The sequence below is a fragment of the Syntrophomonas wolfei subsp. wolfei str. Goettingen G311 genome, assembly GCF_000014725.1.
Taxonomy (GTDB): Bacteria; Bacillota; Syntrophomonadia; order Syntrophomonadales; family Syntrophomonadaceae; genus Syntrophomonas; species Syntrophomonas wolfei.
Genome location: NC_008346.1, coordinates 556,570 through 577,405, shown reverse-complemented (window position 1 = coordinate 577,405; position 20,836 = coordinate 556,570). Strand labels below are relative to the sequence as shown.

15 protein-coding genes and 1 CRISPR repeat array are annotated in these 20,836 nt (G+C 44.3%); of the genes, 4 read left to right on the top strand and 11 right to left on the bottom strand.

Annotated features, from left to right (window positions below; all coding sequences use genetic code 11):
- Positions 1-31 precede the first annotated feature (31 nt).
- On the bottom strand, positions 32-1,738 hold the full coding sequence (locus SWOL_RS02480) for a peptidoglycan D,D-transpeptidase FtsI family protein (RefSeq protein WP_011639930.1): 1,707 nt from the start codon (positions 1,736-1,738) through the stop codon (positions 32-34).
- A gap of 415 nt (positions 1,739-2,153) precedes the next feature.
- Between SWOL_RS02480 and SWOL_RS02475 the strand changes: the two genes are divergently transcribed.
- Together SWOL_RS02475 and SWOL_RS02470 are read left to right on the top strand one after the other, a co-directional pair.
- A complete protein-coding gene (locus SWOL_RS02475) occupies positions 2,154-3,293 on the top strand; it encodes an acyl-CoA dehydrogenase family protein (RefSeq protein ID WP_011639929.1) in 1,140 nt (379 codons plus the stop codon).
- Positions 3,294-3,523: 230 nt separating this feature from the next.
- A complete protein-coding gene (locus SWOL_RS02470) occupies positions 3,524-3,979 on the top strand; it encodes a hotdog family protein (protein WP_011639928.1) in 456 nt (151 codons plus the stop codon).
- A gap of 152 nt (positions 3,980-4,131) precedes the next feature.
- On the opposite strand, the gene SWOL_RS02465 is transcribed toward SWOL_RS02470, so the two are convergent.
- Positions 4,132-4,341: a DUF4911 domain-containing protein gene (locus SWOL_RS02465; protein WP_011639927.1), complete on the bottom strand. Its 210-nt coding sequence runs from the start codon at positions 4,339-4,341 to the stop codon at positions 4,132-4,134.
- A 187-nt stretch (positions 4,342-4,528) separates the two neighbouring features.
- Between SWOL_RS02465 and istA the strand changes: the two genes are divergently transcribed.
- The gene (gene istA / locus SWOL_RS02460) at positions 4,529-6,025 is read left to right on the top strand and encodes an IS21 family transposase (protein ID WP_423218532.1); all 1,497 of its coding nucleotides are present in this window, start codon (positions 4,529-4,531) and stop codon (positions 6,023-6,025) included.
- Complete coding sequence (gene istB, locus SWOL_RS02455; RefSeq protein ID WP_011639493.1) at positions 6,022-6,744, top strand: IS21-like element helper ATPase IstB; 723 nt, start codon at positions 6,022-6,024, stop codon at positions 6,742-6,744. The genes istA and istB overlap by 4 nt, the downstream gene beginning before the upstream one ends.
- 233 nt (positions 6,745-6,977) lie before the next feature.
- Here istB and SWOL_RS02450 read toward each other — a convergent pair whose 3' ends face one another.
- The 9 genes from SWOL_RS02450 to SWOL_RS02410 all read right to left on the bottom strand — a co-directional run bounded on the left by SWOL_RS02450 (position 6,978) and on the right by SWOL_RS02410 (position 20,364).
- Positions 6,978-8,030, bottom strand: coding sequence for a HigA family addiction module antitoxin (locus tag SWOL_RS02450; protein ID WP_011639926.1), 1,053 nt, complete (start codon positions 8,028-8,030; stop codon positions 6,978-6,980).
- 29 nt (positions 8,031-8,059) lie between these two features.
- Positions 8,060-8,356: a type II toxin-antitoxin system RelE/ParE family toxin gene (locus SWOL_RS02445; RefSeq protein ID WP_011639925.1), complete on the bottom strand. Its 297-nt coding sequence runs from the start codon at positions 8,354-8,356 to the stop codon at positions 8,060-8,062.
- A 191-nt stretch (positions 8,357-8,547) separates the two neighbouring features.
- Positions 8,548-12,686: direct repeats of the CRISPR family, unit length 32 nt; unit sequence GTTTCAATCCACGCACCCGCATGGGGTGCGAC.
- Positions 12,687-12,851: 165 nt separating this feature from the next.
- Entirely contained in the window at positions 12,852-13,142 is a 291-nt protein-coding gene (cas2, locus tag SWOL_RS02440; protein ID WP_011639924.1) for a CRISPR-associated endonuclease Cas2, read from the bottom strand.
- A gap of 12 nt (positions 13,143-13,154) precedes the next feature.
- Positions 13,155-14,183 carry a type I-C CRISPR-associated endonuclease Cas1c gene (gene cas1c, locus SWOL_RS02435; RefSeq protein WP_011639923.1) on the bottom strand — a complete coding sequence of 343 codons (1,029 nt, stop codon included), beginning with the start codon at positions 14,181-14,183 and terminating at the stop codon, positions 13,155-13,157.
- Positions 14,184-14,888: a CRISPR-associated protein Cas4 gene (cas4, locus tag SWOL_RS02430; RefSeq protein ID WP_011639922.1), complete on the bottom strand. Its 705-nt coding sequence runs from the start codon at positions 14,886-14,888 to the stop codon at positions 14,184-14,186. It lies immediately after the preceding gene.
- A complete protein-coding gene (gene cas7c, locus SWOL_RS02425; protein ID WP_011639921.1) occupies positions 14,875-15,741 on the bottom strand; it encodes a type I-C CRISPR-associated protein Cas7/Csd2 in 867 nt (288 codons plus the stop codon). Before cas7c ends, cas4 begins: the two co-directional genes overlap by 14 nt.
- Entirely contained in the window at positions 15,725-17,527 is a 1,803-nt protein-coding gene (gene cas8c / locus SWOL_RS02420; RefSeq protein WP_011639920.1) for a type I-C CRISPR-associated protein Cas8c/Csd1, read from the bottom strand. The genes cas7c and cas8c overlap by 17 nt, the downstream gene beginning before the upstream one ends.
- Positions 17,524-18,186, bottom strand: a complete 663-nt coding sequence (gene cas5c / locus SWOL_RS02415; RefSeq protein ID WP_011639919.1) for a type I-C CRISPR-associated protein Cas5c — start codon at positions 18,184-18,186, stop codon at positions 17,524-17,526. Before cas5c ends, cas8c begins: the two co-directional genes overlap by 4 nt.
- A 24-nt stretch (positions 18,187-18,210) precedes the next feature.
- Positions 18,211-20,364 carry a CRISPR-associated helicase/endonuclease Cas3 gene (locus SWOL_RS02410; protein WP_011639918.1) on the bottom strand — a complete coding sequence of 718 codons (2,154 nt, stop codon included), beginning with the start codon at positions 20,362-20,364 and terminating at the stop codon, positions 18,211-18,213.
- Positions 20,365-20,836 lie beyond the last annotated feature (472 nt).

Sequence of the window (20,836 nt, the reverse complement as noted above, 5' to 3'; positions counted from 1 at the left end):
TTATGCAAAACAAAAAGAACGGCCCCTTCTTTTAAAGTATTTTCAGCATCTCACGGGCAATATTCTTGAAAACCGGAGCCGCATCTACTGCTCCCGATTCCCCTTCCTGCACTAGAACCAGCACGACCCAGCGGGGGTTATCCGCCGGAAAATAACCGCCAAACCAGGTATCCAGGGATTGCTCTCCGTCTTCTTTCCAGTTTCCCGTTTCGCTGCTAGCTGTTTTTCCTGCTACCTTAATCTCGGCCAAAGCCGCATTTTTTCCTGTTCCCTCACTAACCACCAATTCCATAAGCTCTTGGACCTTGCCCGCTGTTTCCGGGCTGATTACCCTTTCCTTGCGGCTTGATGCTATCCTGCTGCGCTCCCCTTTGCTGTTTATGGTATAGCGCAGCAATGATGGGGCTTGCCAGAGTCCGTCATCAGCTACGGTAGCCAGCAGGGAGCTTATCTGCAACGGGCTTAGCATTACTCCTTCCTGTCCCAGGCAGGCATTGCTGAGAGCTATCTTCCCCGGGTTGATCCTGACATAGGAACCGGGATGGTATGCATAGCCCAGCAGGGTTTCATCACATAAATGCAATTTATCCACATAGGTCAAGAGCTTTTCTCTTCCCAGTCTTTGACCCACTTCGATAAATGACGGATTGCAAGAGCAGGCAAATGCCTGGGCAAAACTCAGCTCTCCGTGCCCTTCCTCCTTCCAACAAGAAGTGGACTGGGTCTCATTGAAAACATATTTTCCGGAACAATGGAACTTATCCCGCTCAGATACCAGGTTTTCCTCCAGAGCAGCCGTTGTCACCAATATTTTGAAAAGCGAACCGGGATGATAGCGGCTCAAGGCCCGGTTAATCAGGCTGCTGTTCTGGTCATGTTTTAACAGGTATTCGATATGATAAGGATTGAATGACGGCCGACTGGCCATTGCCAATACTTCCCTGCTGTCAACATCCATTACTACTACTGCACCTGATTTTACTTGGGCGGATATTTCCTCCTCCACTATTTCCTGAATTCTTTTATCTATAGTCAAAACCACACTGCCCCTGGCCCTATCCTCTTCCTCATAGAATTTGAAATTCAAGCCTTTAATAAGCGCCCCCCGCGCATCATAAACGGAAAGCAACTCCTGGGGAGAGCTGCCTTTTTGCAGTAAAGCATTATAGCGTTTTTCTATTCCCGCCTGCCCTTCGTTATTCTGGTATCCCCCGACATAACCCAGGACATGACAGCAAAATCCGTCCTGGCGATATCTTTTAATCAAAGGGGCCACCGTAATTCCGGGCAGATTATGGGAAATGACTCGCTGGACTTCTGCTTCACTCAGGTCAGAAGCTATACGAACAAAAGTAGTGCCATTTTTAGCAGCCAGCCGCAACTGTTCTTGAATCGCCTTACTATCCTGCTTATCCAGAATCTGGCCCAGAATCTCGCCCGTCACCTGCAGGGTATCCCTTCCGTATACCTTATCACTGACAGATCGGTTACTTCTCATTCCGGCAGGCAGCCCATAAAGCGCAGTTGATGTGTAACTCCCCGTTAAAGGCTGGTAATTCCTATCCAGTATTTCTCCCCGGGAATATTCACTTAGTCTTATGCCCTGACTGCGCATGGCTGTCGCCTGAGCTGCCAGGTCCTGGCCTTTTATTACTTGAAAATAGGCAATCCTCAGGACCAGGATCATATAAAGCAGCAAAAAAAAGCTCATCAATAAATAGAGACGCCGGAGCGACAAAATAAAAACCCCCTTTAAGCCTTTAGCCATAGCTTTGACCATAGAAGAGGGATTCTATTCCTGTATATCACGAGGACGGTTTTGGCGATATATTATCTACCCCGCATGGGGTGCGACTCGGGATTTCCATTGGGGTTGCCATCTTTTACATCGTTTCCATCCTTACCCACGTGGGGTGTGATGGGTATTAGCCTTTTCCTTATTATTAGCTTCCATGTTTCAATCCACGCACCCGCCTGAGTTTATCTTTCAGGTGTTAATTATGATGGGAGATGGATGACAAATTTGAATGTAGATTTGGGCCAAGAGTACATGGTAAACTTAAATTGGTAGATATTATTTTTATTACCGCAACCTACCAGCTGTTTTGTCGTGGCAAACATTGACGTGAATTTAAGATGAAAGAGGTGTATTTATGAATTTTATGCTTTCGGAAGAACAGGAGCTAATCAGGTCAAATGCCCGCGAGTTCGCTTTGAAGTATATCGAACCCGTGGCCACAAAAATCGATCAAGAAAGTCGCCATCCGGTCGAAGTATTTGATAAACTGGCGGAACTTGACATGATGGGCATTTCCTACCCAAGTGAATATGGGGGCGGCGGAGCGGAATTCCTTACTACCATGATCGTTACCGAAGAATTGGCCCGCTCCTGCGCTACTACCGGTTTTCTTCATGGATACAGCTACGGCCTGATCGGACACCCCATACTTACTTTTGGCAATGAAGAACAGAAGCAAAAATGGATGCCCGGCCTGGCCGCCGGAAAGCTTGTAGGTTCCTTTGCATTGACTGAACCCGGAGCGGGAACGGATGTCAGCTCGGCCACCACTACAGCGGTAAAAAAAGGTGATAAATATATTTTGAACGGGACCAAAACTTTCATCACCAACGCAATTCTTGCTGACGTTTTCGTGGTTTTCGCCTATACCGACCGCTCGGCCGGTGCCAAAGGAATGAGCTGCTTCCTAGTTCCCCAGGGAAGCTCGGGACTTAATGTAGGCCAACATTTTGATAAGATGGGGGTTCGCGGCTCCCAGACCTCTGAAGTCGTTTTCAAAGACTGTGTGGTAGCGGCTGATTGCATGCTGGGCAAGGAGGGAGATGGTTTTAAGATCGCCATGAGTGCGCTTGATGTTGGTCGTATAGGTATTGCTGCCATGTCCACCGGCATCACCCAGGGCTGCCTGGATGAATCAATCAAGTATTCGAAGGAGCGGGTTCAGTTTAAGAAACCCATTGCCAGTCAACAAGCTATTCAATGGTTTATCGCCAACATGGCCACCGATATAGATGCTGCCCGTTTCCTGTATATGAACGCCGCCTTTATAAAAGACCAGGGCAAACCATTTAGCGTAGCTGCCTCCAAAGCCAAGTTGTTCTGTTCCGAATGTGCGGCCCGGCATACCACTAAAGCAGTGCAAATTCAGGGCGGATATGGCTTCATGAAGGGAGCGAAGGTTGAACGCTTTTATCGCGATGTCAAGTTAACCGAGATTGGCGAAGGTACGTCCGAAGCTCAACGCATGATTATTGCAGGCTCGGTTCTTCGTTAATTTTACCGGCAGGTTCTTCCCATGGAAGATCTGCTGATCATAGTAAACTGCTCCATGCAGCCCTTTCCCCCTGTGGGGGGAGGATATATAAATGGGACATTCCCCGTGGGCAAGCCTGGGATTAATAAGCTGACAAGTATTTTCATTAAGTTAGTTAAGGGTAAAACGAAGAGAGTAAAATGAAGCAATTAAGGGGTGTGTCCCCTTACATTAAAAGGAGGAATCAGTTAATGAGCAGTGTAGCAGCGGGTACCAAAATTCCTTGCCGGGTTAGCCGGACACTTGATGTGGGGGACTTTTCAATCTTACATCAACTCACCTGGTTTAACATGGCGGTTCACAGCAATTCGGAATATGCCAAAGGAACCTGGTTCAAAGAGCGTTCGCTGGCCGGGCCGATTATTTTTACGGTAGCTGACGGACTGGTTCATAATGCCGACAATATCGCTGAACTTTTGGCGAAAGACGGGTATGAAATCTATGCTTATATTGGTGTAGATAATGTAAAAATCACCTCGCCGGTGCTCTTTGGTGATACCCTGACAGCCGATGCTGAGGTAGTTGATTTCCGCCCGACTAAAAATCCCCGGATGAACTTGTTTATATACAAAAATAAGACCTATAATCAGCGTGGTGAGCAAGTAATTGAGTACCAGACCACTATGTTGGCTCAGAAAATAGAATAATGACGGTTTTCAAAACTACGCCCACCGCATGTTGCTAAGGTGAGGTCGACAAGCATGCAATTTCTTTGTTATGTCAGCCTGCGTATAATGTAATACTAATGGGCAGACTAGCTGTTTTGCTTATCTGCCCTAAAAATATCATTGGGGTGCGACTACTCCCTGGCCTTTACTAGAGCAGGAAATTCTGTTTCGTTGAAATCCAAAACTTCAACCGGGAAAGGGAGATTGTCCAGTATTTCTCTTATTTCGGGGATAGTATCTTCAGTTCCTCTTATTATTACCAGACCTGAGCCGGATTCAATAGTCGAAACGACTCCCAGATGATCATAGGCCTCACAGGCGTACACGGCGGTGGTTTGCATGGCCGTTCTTTCATTGACGGTTTTACCGCTGGCGGTTCCGCCTGTTTATGGCACAATAAAAATACAGCGAATGGCAAGTTAAAAATACAGCAGTAAATTGGAAAAAAAATCATCGCCAGCACCCCCAAAATATACTACCCTTTTTGTTGAAGAGACAAAAGGAGGTAGATAAGAAAGGATGCTAACGATGATACAACAATATCATATCAAACACTTAAACTTTCATAAAGGCAAATCCCTTAGGAGTATTGCCGAAGAGACCGGACATGATTTCAGGACTGTAAAAAAATATGCAGAGCAAACCGATTTCAATGAAATCCGAAAACCTAAAAGAGGACGACCTTCGAAGCTTGACCCGGTAAAACCGATAATTGACGCCTGGCTTAAAGAAGACCTGAACCGGCCAGTTAAACAACGGCACACTGCTCGGCGCATCTACGACCGGCTGTGTGATGAACATCAGGATATATTTAATGCTTGTGAAAGAACTGTTCGCACTTATGTATCTGCCAGAAAAAAAGAACTATACGGTGAAGAAGAAGGCTACCTTCCCCTGGAACACCCAGCAGGAGAAGCGCAGGTAGACTTCGGCGAAATCGTCATGATTGAGCAAGGCCAGAAAGTCAAAGGATATGAATTAATTCTTTCGCTGCCGTATAGTAATGCTGGGTATCCCCAGATATTTCGGGGTCAGAACCAGGAATGCCTGTTAACCGGACTAAAAGACATATTTGAATATTTAGAGCATGTTCCCCGGATAATCTGGTTTGATAATATGTCAGCGGCAGTTGCTGGTATTGGGGAAAAAGGAGAGCGGAAACTAGTAGACCAATTTTACCGCTTCGCCCTCCACTACGGCTTTAAGCCCCAATTTTGCAACCCCGGTAAAGGGCACGAAAAAGGCCATGTTGAAAACAAGGTGGGTTACAGCCGCAGGAACTACTTTGTACCCGAACCCAGTTTTAGTGATATTGAAGAATTTAACCAGGGACTTTTTGCCGTGGCTGAAAAAGACCACTGTCGGAAACATTACCGTAAAGGCCGGGTAATAAATGAGCTTCTCCAAGATGACCTTACAGCCATGCTACCCCTGCCGGCCAAACCATTTACGATCGGCCGTATGCAGAAATTATCGGCCAACAAATACGGCAAAGTCTGTGTTGATACAAACGTATATTCCGCATCACCCCAGGTGGCAAATAAAGAACTATATATGAGGCTAGGTGCCCATCAGGTGGAACTATTAAACGAACAATACCAGCCTATCGTAAAACATAAACGATTATATGGCCAGAATCAGGAACTAATGGATTGGCTGCCTTACCTAACTACACTGGCCAAACGCCCTAATGCTTTGAAATATACTGGATTTTATCGCGAACTACCTGACCCCTGGCAGGACTATTTTAATAATCTGGATTACGCGGAAAAAAAGAAGAGCCTAAATCTTTTAGTACGTATGATAACCGAAACAGATATGGATACAGCAACCATATGCTTGCTGGAGACATTAGATTCCGGCAAAGCAGATGCTGACAGTATCCTGTTAAGCTACCGCCGATTAACCGAACCAACCTTTAATGATTTTTTGCCGTTATTATCTGCCGGCATAAATTCACCGGCAATATATACTCCTGATCTGACCTGCTATGATACTTTCCTGAAAGCAGGTGAGTGCAGATGAAAGAATTGATTAAAGACTATTGCAAGCAATTACGCTGGGGGAACAGCATAGTACAGAACTATGCAGATATTAAGGCTGATACCCACGAAGAGTTTCTGGCTAAACTTTTAGAAATAGAGGTTAAGGGACGGGAATTAAACCGTAAAAACCGCTGTTTAAGACAAGCCGGTTTTGATGTAATAAAAACCTTTAATGGCTACAGTTTTGATCATATTGAGATACCGGCATCAATACCATTAGATGATTTGAAAACTGCAGCCCTCCTAAAAAACAGGGAAAACCTGATTCTATATGGCCCGGTGGGAACGGGCAAAACCCATATGGCTACCGCCATCGGTGTAGAAGCCTGTAATCAAGGAAAGAAGGTGGGATTTTATAGAACATCAACCCTGGTCAACGAGTTAAATGATGCTCAAAATGCTGGTAATCTGGGCAAAATGCTAAAGCAACTGGCGAAGCTGGATTTACTAATTTGCGATGAATGGGGTTATATTCCCCTGGATCGCCAGGGTGCGCAGCTACTCTTTCAGGTAGTAGCTGATTGCTATGAAAAACGCAGTATTATTATCACTACCAACTTAGAGTTTAGTAAATGGAATGGCATATTCTACGATGAGAAGTTAACCAGTGCGATTATTGACCGCTTAATCCACCATAGTCATCTACTGGTTTTTGGTGGACAAAGCTACAGACTTACACATTCCACGATAAGGAAATAGTGGAAACTGGGGTGCTGGATTTATTTTTTGCCGTTTGATGTATTTTATACTTGCCAAACACATCCGCCGAATAAAAAGCTGTATGTGCCTCCATACAGACTATTTTTAGGACTGGCTCGGGGTTTTAACAAACCAAACAAAATTGGTATTTTCATCTATCTCCCCCCCTAAATGGATATAAAAAAACACCTGCCCATTGAAAACAGATGCTTTTCTATTCGCTTAGCTTTATGCTATGCAGTAATCTTATATTTGGTTTTCAAGTCATTGTACCAACTATATTCGATATAACCTTCTTTTTGCAGCCTCCCGACCACGATTCCAGCATCAATTCCAACCACATTAGCAAATTGAACAAGTGATGATTTAGAGAAATCTTTCTTTGCAATAAACGAATTAAATTCCTTGCTTGGGATTAGAGTCTCCTTAGCGAATTCATCCGCGGCAGACTCATCCGCATCTGAAGTGCCATTCGGTTGACCAATGTGCCCATAAATAATGTGGGCAAATTCATGAAAAAGGCTAAACCAAAAGCGATCTGCATCTTTGCCTCGCACAGTCAGTCCCATGACGATTTTACCTCCGTCATAGAATGTAGCGCCGTGCAAAAATGATCCCCCAATATGAGGAAGAAAAACAATCGCTATACCGCAGTCGGCAAGCATACTGACTAACTCGCCACAAAATATCCCGGGATTCTCCCGCGTCATCTTCCTAATATGCGGTATTATATTCGAGAGCTTGTTTATATTGATGGGTTTCGTATCGATGTGTCTTGCCTCAAGTTTAGCTTTCTGTGCCCATGCATACAAAGCGTAGTCGGCTTTTTTATGGTCAGCTAAGCGTCTGCAGGCTATGCCAGGAATTAAAGTGCCCTGAAGCAAACCAAGCTGAACTACTTCAAAGTGTTTACGGAGATGGACCACCTTTTCTTTAGCTTTGCTTGTTTCAGGAACCCATCCGTTTTTTGACATCTCTTTGTAAGGGAACTTTTTTGCTATTTCTATATCTGCATCCATTTCGTTCTCAGCGTTGGCCTTTGCCAGCTTCTCACGGTAGACGGACTCTAGCCTGCTCCAAAACTGTGCAGGAGCCCCAAGCACCATCTCAAGACGCATGGCCATGTCAGGGGTCAACTGGACTTCACCATTGATAAGTCTACTGATATGCTTTTCAGACATATCCATTCTCCGAGCAAACTCTTTCTGGCTCATTCCTCTATCAACAAGCTGCTCCTTTATGGTCGCGCCTGGCGGTGATGCAATTATTGTACGGCTTCTCACCATCTGTGCTACCTCCTTCTTATGCAACAGATTTAATGATAGTCAATGATTTCTATGACACGGACAATTTGAATCTCAGAACCTTTCATCTCGAATACAAGGCGGTAGGGCTGAATTAAAACCATGGCATATTGTTTCTTTCTATCTCCCTTGAGTATGTGGCAGCCGCCGATTTTATATTGAATCAGCATTTCGACAGAATCCGCAGCAGTTATTTCATCTATTCGCTGGTGTATCTTCGCCGCCATATTTTTTCCGTGTTTCTTTTCAGCCTCGTGAGCGTTTGTACACACCTTTTCGATTCCACGGCTCTTATACTCTATCTGCAACCCATCACCTCGTTTTGTAATTTACCTTTGAGGTAAATTTACTATAGCATGGACAAATGACAGAGTCAAGAATCAAATTAACCCTGGAGGTAAATTTTATAAAACGAGGAGCCCACGATCATCATAAACAGAGCTGCAAGTTGCTCCACCGCAACTGTTTAGGGATATTTTGAGAGGTACTATCACTGACGGTTTCAATCCACGCACCCTCATGGGGTGCGACCGAGACCCGGGGCGACAAGACCCGGCTCACTTGTGAGTTTCAATCCACGCACCCGCATGGGGTGCGACATAGCCTGGTAAACAGTCAGAATTTCCCCACCCAAGTTTCAATCCACGCACCCGTATGGGGTGCGACTTCATTTTGGCTAACATCTTCTGGCAATACAGCAGTTTCAATCCACGCACCCGCATGGGGTGCGACCATATTGCACCCATCACAAGGATTCTCGCCTCTTTGTTTCAATCCACGCACCCGCATGGGGTGCGACTTAAGACCGGGGAGACAAGCGATAGAGATATGATGCTTTGTTTCAATCCACGCACCCGCATGGGGTGCGACTCCATAATCAAAACCACGATAAACTCTTATATATGTTTCAATCCACGCACCCGCATGGGGTGCGACCGCTTCTATGGATAGTTCAAGGTCATTTGAATAGCTGTTTCAATCCACGCACCCGCATGGGGTGCGACGTTATTTTATGATCGGCTTTACAATTGCAATTCTGTTTCAATCCACGCACCCGCATGGGGTGCGACTAATTTTTTAGCTGTGATATACTCAAATTGTTCTATGTTTCAATCCACGCACCCGCATGGGGTGCGACCATAAATGGCAATTATTTTCTTACTAATTTACCCGTTTCAATCCACGCACCCGCATGGGGTGCGACTAGTGTAATAGTACACTAAAGTAAAATGACTTCCCGTTTCAATCCACGCACCCGCATGGGGTGCGACATAAATTCAACTATGTGCAATCCCTTATTCCAATTGTTTCAATCCACGCACCCGCATGGGGTGCGACTAGAAATAGGGATTTGTAAGCACTAAAAACGACATGTTTCAATCCACGCACCCGCATGGGGTGCGACATCCCTTATTCCAATTGTATTTACATATCTGACCACTGTTTCAATCCACGCACCCGCATGGGGTGCGACCCTTATTCCAATTGTATTTACATATCTGACCACTGTTTCAATCCACGCACCCGCATGGGGTGCGACCGTATTGTTTATGGGTTTCATGGTTTGTTGCGGTGTTTCAATCCACGCACCCGCATGGGGTGCGACAGCTAAATATTTATATTTTACTTGTAATTGCCTAAGTTTCAATCCACGCACCCGCATGGGGTGCGACGAGCAATATAAAATATTTTTACAATATATATCTGTTTCAATCCACGCACCCGCATGGGGTGCGACAATTAATGGAATACATCAAAGGTTGTCAGGTTGGCGTTTCAATCCACGCACCCGCATGGGGTGCGACCAAACAATGCTAAAATTATGCTCCTTGTCCATGATGTTTCAATCCACGCACCCGCATGGGGTGCGACGAAATTATCGGTAAATATGCAGGTGATATTATGTTAAGTTTCAATCCACGCACCCGCATGGGGTGCGACTACAATGATAATATAATTAATGGGGAGGTAATACGTTTCAATCCACGCACCCGCATGGGGTGCGACGATAGGCCATGCTTTGCTTGTTTATGAGCTATTATGGTTTCAATCCACGCACCCGCATGGGGTGCGACAATTAATCCTTTTACCTTATAGCACTCAACACTACTAGTTTCAATCCACGCACCCGCATGGGGTGCGACCTTATCCGGTCTACAAAAACTTTTCCGCACCATTGTTTCAATCCACGCACCCGCATGGGGTGCGACTACTGTTATTTATCATTTATTTATTTACCTCCTTGTTTCAATCCACGCACCCGCATGGGGTGCGACCACAAAGGAAGAAGCTGAAAAATATAGAGTAGAACATGTTTCAATCCACGCACCCGCATGGGGTGCGACTATGTCCGGCCAGCTTAAAATTGAATTGGCAAAAGGTTTCAATCCACGCACCCGCATGGGGTGCGACTAACCGAAAAAATACCACATTGCTTTATGTTGACCGGTTTCAATCCACGCACCCGCATGGGGTGCGACACTTATCCGGTCTACAAAAACTTTTCCGCACCATTGTTTCAATCCACGCACCCGCATGGGGTGCGACTGAGAATTTGCTGGCTGTTAGGTCTACCATTTTTTGTTTCAATCCACGCACCCGCATGGGGTGCGACCGCCCCCGGTTTACAAATTTCCGGTCGCTTTTATCGTTTCAATCCACGCACCCGCATGGGGTGCGACCGCCTACTAGGTTGGATGCTATGTATTTTTCAAAGTTTCAATCCACGCACCCGCATGGGGTGCGACGACAATTACAACAAATACCCATAACAGACCTTAGAGTTTCAATCCACGCACCCGCATGGGGTGCGACTAACAGTTGCTTATATATCTTATAGAGGGTATTAAAGTTTCAATCCACGCACCCGCATGGGGTGCGACGCTAGTTCCCGGTAGCGGGTTTTAATTTGTTCGATTGTTTCAATCCACGCACCCGCATGGGGTGCGACAGGTAATTTAATGCAATATTTTTTCATTTCTCGCAGTTTCAATCCACGCACCCGCATGGGGTGCGACGGATATTAACAAGGAGGTATAACAATGTTTGAAGGTTTCAATCCACGCACCCGCATGGGGTGCGACTTAGATTTTAAAAAATTTTTTAAAGATTTATGAAGTTTCAATCCACGCACCCGCATGGGGTGCGACTTATATTTATTTTAGGTTTTTAGTTAGCACTCTAAGTTTCAATCCACGCACCCGCATGGGGTGCGACTTAAGCGGATTGAATAGGTTTTATCGGCAATTGTGTTTCAATCCACGCACCCGCATGGGGTGCGACTTTGTTAGTTTTTTCTTTTAATGTTGGGATAGCTTGTTTCAATCCACGCACCCGCATGGGGTGCGACGGCATTGTATCACCTGATGGATGATTATGACAAAGTTTCAATCCACGCACCCGCATGGGGTGCGACAGTCCTGTTTGATTTAAGTGATCCGGGTAACAGGTTTAGTTTCAATCCACGCACCCGCATGGGGTGCGACAATGAATTACATCCACCAACTACAAAACGAAAACCAGGTTTCAATCCACGCACCCGCATGGGGTGCGACTTCCTTATCTCTTGAGTTAAGTATATCATGCTGAGTTTCAATCCACGCACCCGCATGGGGTGCGACTGCTTCAATGCTTTTTTCAAGTTCGTTTGAGTAGGTTTCAATCCACGCACCCGCATGGGGTGCGACTTAAAAAAATAGCAAATCAAGATGCTATAAGCTTAGTTTCAATCCACGCACCCGCATGGGGTGCGACAATTTTTTGGGCATCTGTTAGGCTATTATCTGATAGTTTCAATCCACGCACCCGCATGGGGTGCGACCCGGCACAAGTATAGTAGTGATAAATTGAAAGATATGTTTCAATCCACGCACCCGCATGGGGTGCGACAAATGTCTTCACCAACTGCCAGCCTGTTATGATTTCCGTTTCAATCCACGCACCCGCATGGGGTGCGACAAGTATAATAACAAAAAATATTCCCTTTATGCTGGTTTCAATCCACGCACCCGCATGGGGTGCGACTCAACTCCTTAATATTTTTATATTACTATTATTATAGTTTCAATCCACGCACCCGCATGGGGTGCGACATGGTCATTTGTTCATTGGTTCCACCATGGTCTGGGTGGTTTCAATCCACGCACCCGCATGGGGTGCGACGACGGGGCATAGTTTACAAATTTTACCATCAATATATCGTTTCAATCCACGCACCCGCATGGGGTGCGACTGCCCTGCATGGTAGTACCATGCAATTTTTTTGCCGGTTTCAATCCACGCACCCGCATGGGGTGCGACCCACCCCCGGTTTACAAATTTCCGGTCGCTTTAATAGTTTCAATCCACGCACCCGCATGGGGTGCGACACCACCCCCGGTTTACAAATTTCCGGTCGCTTTAATAGTTTCAATCCACGCACCCGCATGGGGTGCGACCACCCCCGGTTTACAAATTTCCGGTCGCTTTAATAGTTTCAATCCACGCACCCGCATGGGGTGCGACTGCAATTGTCACGACCATGAAGCTTCTTATTATGATGTTTCAATCCACGCACCCGCATGGGGTGCGACGCACCATAACAAACACCACTTCACCTACTAGGCACGTTTCAATCCACGCACCCGCATGGGGTGCGACTGTTACTTTACTAATTGCTATACATTGGGATTCCCAAGCATTGTATCCGCGAAAACAAAGGGGTTTATAAAATTGGCTCCATTAATAGAATAGAAAACCATCCTAATACCCTATAACTAGCTATCGCGAACCGCCCACAGTTTGTCCAACTACTTCAGGTTCGCGCTAAAGTACCATGACACCTTCTGGATCATAGGTTTCTTTTGCTCCCACATGTTCAACTCTTCTTTTCCAGTTAGACCCAAGCATATAATATCTTAAACTATCTTTATTTGCATCTATTATTGCCTCTAATTCATTCTTTAACATGACAAACTGTGCTGGTTCCAATAAACATTCAAAAACTGAATTTTGAACCCGTTGACCGTAGTCAACGCACTTTTTAGCCACTTTTCTCAAACGTTTCTGCCCATCTTTGTCAGTAGTATTAACATCATAAGTAATCAACACCATCATGATTATTCACCCCTATTTCCAAATGAATGCCGGATAAGCATCCAAATCACCCCGTAAAAACCTAGCAAGCAATAGAGCCTGCGTATATGGTAACAATCCTATCGGAATCTTTTCTTCCAAATATGGATGGATAATTTCTTCTTGTTTACGCTTTTGCCAGACCGTCAGGAGCATCTTCCTGGTATCAGGTAGAACATACACGGCTCCATTCTCTTTTGTTATAAAATCGTCCTTATTAATCTGCTTGCGATTAATTAGTGAAAGAACCATCCTGTCCCCCAAATATGGACGAAGTTCTTCCATTAAATCCAATGCTAAACTAGGCCGACCAGGTCTATCTCTATGTAAGAATCCTACAGCCGGATCAAGCCCTACACTTTCTAAAGCAGCTCTACATTCATGAACCAATAGTGTATAGAAAAAAGATAATAATGCATTTACATTGTCTAAAGGCGGCCGTCTACTCCTGGCAGCCATAAAAAAATCCTGTTTCTGTTCAAGAATTAGATTGTCCACTTCTGAAAAATACCTCTGTGCCGCATCACCTTCTAATCCGCGTATATCATTAAGGTTTTCACTATCAAATACCTTTTTAACTGAACCAGCAAGTAAGGCAATGCTTCGCTCAATACTATCCCCAACTTTATCTGGATGATCTCTGCGTCCTCTCTGAAGGACGGCTCTACTATTCAATATTTTTGCCGCAATAAAGTACTTCGCTAATACGGGAACCTGGTTTTCCTCATCAGCCATACGATATTGTTTGCGTCGTAACAAAACATTGCCGGTTTGCGGTCCCTCAACCCGAGCTAAAAACCTGCCATTTGGACTGAAAAAGCTTACCGTTATTCCTTTTTCGGCACAGAGACCCAATAAAGATGGACTTGCTCCCGGATAACCAAAATAAACAATCGCTTCAATGTTATGTGATGGTATACGGAAAACAATTTTTTCCTCCAGGCGGATAAGAATATTTTCCCCTTCACGAGCCAGATACGAATCAGGTGTCGTTACATATAGAGTATTTAATAAGCGCCGCAATCACCTCACCTCGTTTTCTACTGGTGATAATTCCTCCAAAGCTTTATTCCAATAGCTTCTTACACTACTTTTTAATCTTATTCTTGGCATACATACATTCATCACGGAGCAGCTTTTGCAAACACTGAGCCTCATGTCGGGTTTTGGAGTTACCTCCTCACTATAGAGTCTATGCATATGTTGTGATAATCTTATGACTTCCTCCTTCAATTCGCTATCAAGCTTAACCTTTTCCCGTCTGCGGGTTTCTCCATAATACAAGTCCCCTTCTTCAATGTCACAGTGCAGCATCTCTTCCAGGCACATGGCCTGCGCACATAATTGGATACGGTCATAATCGCCTTTTTTGGATTTGCCTCTTTTGTATTCAACCGGACGGGGCAGATATAATCCAGCTCGGTCAGGGAGTGAAATTCCTGCTCCGCCCTGTTGTTCTACGAACTCTACCAGATCAGCCACTCCATATAATCCTAAACCAAAGGATTGCAAGGGCATCCCCCTCACGATTATTGCACCTGGCTTATAAGTTTTATATTCCTGGTCATGTACCCTTTCATGAAGTATCCGTCCTTCTGCTGTTCTGAGATTTTCATCCCATTGCTGCTCAATATGAATCAAAGCCCACTGTCTTTCGCAAAAGGCAATGTGTTGCAGGCCGGAAATGGCTAAAAGCTCGTCCTCCCGATACTTTTTAGAGTAACTCAAGGACTTCAACTCCTTGGGGAATCTCATTCCCGGTTACTGAAATCTCGTAATCGCTGAAATTTCGAACCGGCTTGTTGCCGTTTATTTTCTTTACAGTTATAGCATCAAAAAGAATACTTGCCGGCGCATTACCCAATTTGCTGTCGTGTTTAAATACATATAATTTGCGACTGGACATCTTACCCCTTGCAGCCGAGCGGTCGTGATCAAACATATTAATTAATGCATCCCAAAGCAGTTCAAGATCCTCTTCCGAGAAACCAGTTTTATCTGCCAAAGGAGCAGAGATAAAGCCTTCGGCACGATAAAGAGCGTAATTAACAATGTGTTTGCGACCCATAGTTCTCTCTTTTTCTAAATCTCTTTCATTGGTAACAGCCATACGGGTTATAGTTATTTCCTGGGGTACTATGGGATCTAGACTACGGGAAAAACCAAGTTGTACTGGTCCTCGTACTTGTCCGCAATTTACCTCCGTGGTCATAACAGCTCCGAAAGTTCGTATGTCATAAAAGTTTTTACACATAAACTGGGTAATTGCTTCCGCTTGAGCTGTATCTTTAGGAAGCTTTTTGGATTCGGGTTTTATTTTGAAATGCTCATATGCTTTTTTATGTTGATTATTTAACACAGCTTTTTCCTGGACATATATCTGGTAATCATCCTCGTTCTCCTTAAGCAGTGCTACATAATTTCTTATTTTGCGTTTAATACAAACATCACTGACTAAGCCAAAACTAGTTTCCGGATCGATACGAGGCATATTATCGGCATCTGGATCTCCATTTGGGTTCCCATTCTCCACATCAAAGAAAAGTACAAACTCATACCTGTTTTTAATTGTTGTCGCCATCAATAATTCCTCCTTGTTTTTCCTTGCTGGTATACCAGTCTTGTTTTTGCTGGTAGTACCCCAGTACAAATAATCCTTGCTCATCAAGGTTTAGATACCTGGGCAATCCTTTGGTGTCATCCAGTACATTGACTACTTCTTGCATTTTATTATCAAGTGCATATCCAAGACCGGGTTTCGTTGATTTTATCTTTTTTAGGTGGTGTTTTGAGAGTTTTACAAGCATGGGGAAAATTGCTGCAGGGGTTGTAGATGCCGTTCCATAACAACGGTCAACTATAGTTGCATTGAGTTTAGTGTCTGCTGAATCTTGCTGGGCTATTTCCAGGAGAGCAAAAAGCCTCCCTAACAAGTAACCAGGAGCTGTATTCTCTGGGTTAAGACTCATTTTAATCACATCCTCCTTTTCTTTTTGTCCGTTTATTCTGAATTGGCGGAGCAAACAGGCTTTTATTATCCCTGTACGGATGGGGTTCACAATGCTATCGGCCCGAATTCGGCTTAGAATAACTGAATACAGGCTCTGGGGATAGGCTCCGCCACTTAAAATTGTTCGCATAAGCGCTCCTCCAAGTATGGGCGGGATGTTTTCTGTATTTCCTCCAGTAGCGGTTTCCATTAAAATTCGCCAGACCGGAGGAAATACGGGCCGGTAATCTTTAGGCAAAACAACCAGCATATCCGCATAATGAAGGCCAACATTTTTCATCAAGGTTCCGAATTCCCCCTGGTAATAATAGCGGATTGATATCCGGGCAGCATTAGGCGCTAAACCCAATATATAAAAACGGGTTCTTTCATCAATGTCAACATTAGGCGGTTTTTTCCCATCCCGCAATTGCATCAGTATATCCCGGATTTTTTGTATTGATGCATGGTCGATTTGCGCCATTTCCTGCTCTTTGGGTTCCTCTGGAGGATCAAAAAATGCTGCAATCAGGTTTTCTTCCGGTTCCCGCTCCGCCCAGAATACAACAGTAGTATCTCCTATCTTTATTCTGTTTTTCGGATTAGAAAGCAAATAGTTTAAAGCTGTGGTATAAGCAAAAGTAGTATTTACCGATACGGGTGCATTGTAGCTTTGTTTCTTGCCATACGAAACATAGGCATCATCATTAAACGATACAATCGATGCACCTGATGATTGTGCTCCTCTTACACCTTTGATAGATGGATGCAGCAGGGCAACCGGGCCTTTTTCTCCCGATACCAGGCATTGAGCTATATATGCATCAGTTTTATCGGTTTCCTGGTATTTTTCCCAGGCTTTTTTTATAGGTGCTCGCTCATGAATATAGCCATCTGCTCCGTCTAACCTGAATACGATATTGCCGCCTTCAAGTAATTGCTCCATATTATCCTGAAGCGTTTTTTCCGAAAACTGGCCGGCTTCACGGGAATTCAGGAAAACCAAGACTGCCTTTGCCCCCTCATCCACCACCCCGGTCAGTATCTCATTGTGTAACTCTTTAAAAGCCATAAAGCAATCCCTGCTTCTTTGTTCCTTGCCTTTGTTGTCAATTCCCAGCACATAGCTGCTGTTATCACAAAGACAATTTGCGTTCACTCCCGAAGATCGTTTGACCTGCTCAGGTACTAGCATCTCTCTAGAAATCTTCTTGTTCCCCTTCACTTCATACAAAGGAAAAATATCTAATAGTTCTCCGTTCTCAGATAAATTGAAGGCAAAAGCAACCTTAGCTTTGCTATAGCCCATAGGAGCAATTCCTGATAGTGGGTCTTTATCTAAACGCTCGTAATACTCTTGCAAAGACTGAATAATCATGCGTTTACCTCCTCATATAGGGGTGGTACTTCTATCACTCCATGGCGCATAATAGCTCGAAAGAACAGGGGGGTCATATCATTTTTGAAATCAATATCTAATAATATCCATCCTAAATCCTTTTCCTCTAAATCCCGGTAATGAGAAGGGGGCACTTCCTCTTCCAATAGTGCAAATTCCACAGGAAACTCGCGACAGCCGAAATAGGGTCGGTGAAAGCACTGCCCTTGTCTAGCACGGCGCAGGAACATATTGTAATGTTTTTCTTCGCTGTCATCCGCTTCAGCTTTTTCCGTCATCTCGAAGTGGGCTTCAATGATATAGGCAACATTACGCAATAATAAAGTAGCTCTCTGCTGACGGTTATCTTCAATAGTTTGGCGCAATAAGACTTCCCTGCCATTCATGGCACTTTTCATCGTAACTGCTGATATGCGTCCACTTAGCTCATTGCGGCGAAAACTATCAAATTTAATCTCATTCAGTATTGTAATGCGTTCAATTACCCATCTTATGGCTGGTTTCCAGTGGATTGCTTCTAATATGCCCCGTGCTGCTGAGGGAGTAATGACATCATAGCTTACCCGCTCCACTTTCATTTCCGGTCGGGTAAAACAGGCAAAGTCACCCCATACCTTTAGTTTTACTCCATAGCCCATTTCTTCACCTCACTTTATCCCCAATTACACAACATAGATATCTGTTTCAACATTACTCAATGGCAATAATCCCATGTTATCATCGTAATTATTCACCTCCTCCATAACATTGAATAAACCTGCCACTTTACGAATACCACCTGCCTTTTCGTAGGCAATAGCTTCCCATGGGGTGATTCCTACTGTATATCTTTGCAAGCTCCGGGCAAGTCCTCCCGGGTTATCGCTATAAGCTGCTTTTTTGATGATATCTTTACATTCATTATCTATAGCAATTACTATCGGTACTGAAATATCGTCAATGAACCTGAATTTCTCAGCTACATCCCGAAACGGGAACAATAGCTTACTAGCACATTCTTCAAAGTCCTTTAGTATTCCCAACTCATCTAATTGCTCTCCGGCCAGGTCAAAACGCAATTCAAAAAAACTCTTAATGGCCTGTGGGGATAAGGGGTCATCATATTTATGCAATACTTTTTCTCCCAATGCTGCCATACGTTGAAACCAGCCTTCCGGTACCCCCTGCTCTGGAATAAAGACCCAAACCTCCCCTTGACCACCTATCCCTTCGCGATTACAACGACCAGCTGCCTGGGCAATGGCGTCAATTCCAGCAATTGCCCTGTAAACTACCGGAAAATCCACATCTACCCCAGCTTCGATTAATTGGGTAGAAATCACCCGGCAGGTCCTTCCTTCTGCCAGACGCTGCCGTATTTCCGCAATTTTGTCACTCCGGTGTTTCGGATACATATAAGCACTCAAGTGATAATTACCTTCGGCTTCAGGCAAAAGTTTATACAGCGTTCTGGCGTGTTTGCGGGTATTTACTATGCATAGTACTTGCTTTTGCGCGGCCAGTTTCTTAGCTAGTTCTTCATCTTTTAAAATTCCTGCCGTTCTGACCGTCACCCTCTTACTTAGAACTTCGTAAAGTCGTTCACTATCAGGGATTATTTCTGTTGCTTGCAGCTCTTTGCTCCACAGTTTTTCCAGGTGCGGCTGGGTTGCGGTGCATAATACTATAGTGGCACCATAACGCAGCAGCAGTTCTTCTAAAATAGCCAGGCAAGGCAGCAAAAGCCTGTCCGGTAGGGTCTGGGCTTCATCCAATATCACTATACTGTTAGCAATGTTATGGAGTTTTCGGCAACGGGAGGGTTTATAAGCCAGAAGAGATTCGAAGAATTGAACATTAGTGGTAACTATCACAGGCGCATCCCAATTTTCTGCTGCTAATCGATGTTTGTAATTGGGATTGTTTTCATCTTCCTCAAAATCATAATTTCTATGATGTTCTAATACAGCATCATCTCCCAGAGCTTCTCTAAAAACAGCAGCATTCTGTTCAATAATGCTGGTAAAAGGTACTGCATATATTACTCGCTCCATTCCATGTTTACAGGCATGGCGAAGAGCAAATTCCAGGGAAGAAAGCGTTTTCCCGCCACCGGTAGGAACACTAAGACTAAATAAGCCCTTTTCTTTTTTTGCCGCTTGCCGACAGCAAGCCCTTACGTGTGCCCGTTCTCGTTTAATAATTGGACTTTTGGCCTTTTTGCTTATCTTATAAATATATTGTTCTAGTTTATAATTCAGAGTTTTGATATCAGGGAATTTTTTTCTTATTTCGTTTTTTTCTTTTGTATAGAACTTTTCTGTATCAAGAAAATCCGCATCGACCAGGCAGGAAAAAAGCATTCGTACAAAAAAGGACAATGAAAATCCCGGCTTATCAGACCTGCCCAAATTTAGCCTGGGCAATTGGGGCTGTAGGAGAATCTCTTTATAAAAGGCATCATAGTTTGGAAGATTTCTTGCCAGTCTTCCCATAAGGGAAGCCTCATCTGCATCGCTTCCCCCATTAGGTAGACCACCGTGATGTCCGGCACTAACATAAGCCAATAAACATCCCCTATTTCCGTAAAGCTCAGATGCTATTTGGGCTCCGGCCGTAGAATGGTCCACATTTAAGTTCATGCCTTTAAGCTTATCCTGGAAGTCATCGGAGTATTTTCCTCCATCATGTAATAACCCCGCCAGTTCCCCCCATTCTTCCGCTCCGAAACAAGACGCATAGATCCCTGCCCGATGTGATACATTTTCCAAATGCTTTTTTAGCAACTGCCAGTTTTCTTCCTCTCCTTCAGTAGAATGAGCATAATATTTTATCATTTTAAAGCCTCCCACAATTAAAGGATTATTAAAAAGCCCGTTTTTTTGAATAACTTGAATGTATGCTTAATAAATCCCCATACTTATAAAGTTCTTATATGCCAAAAGTAGGAGTTTTGTATCCCTAAGAATTGAAGATATAATCTGCACTAAATATTGGAGATGGATTGTAGGGTAGCAGTAAATACATGGTATTTGTTGTGAAAATGCAGGGGAAGAAATTGAGATGTTTGGTAAAAATTTAATCCATAAAGAGTTCATTTATAATATATAAGTTTGACTCTATTGCAAAAAACCCTTTTGTTGCATAAGGTTGCATAAATATACAAAGCGAGCGTTGGCGAAGGTGAAAGCTGACGATCGAAAACCGCCCCTACAATGCCTTGCGGTCGCTATTAAGGTTGTTGCGCCTGATTCGGAACGACACGGGGGTCGTTCCCTACATACCCTACGATCGTTGTTATGGGTGCTG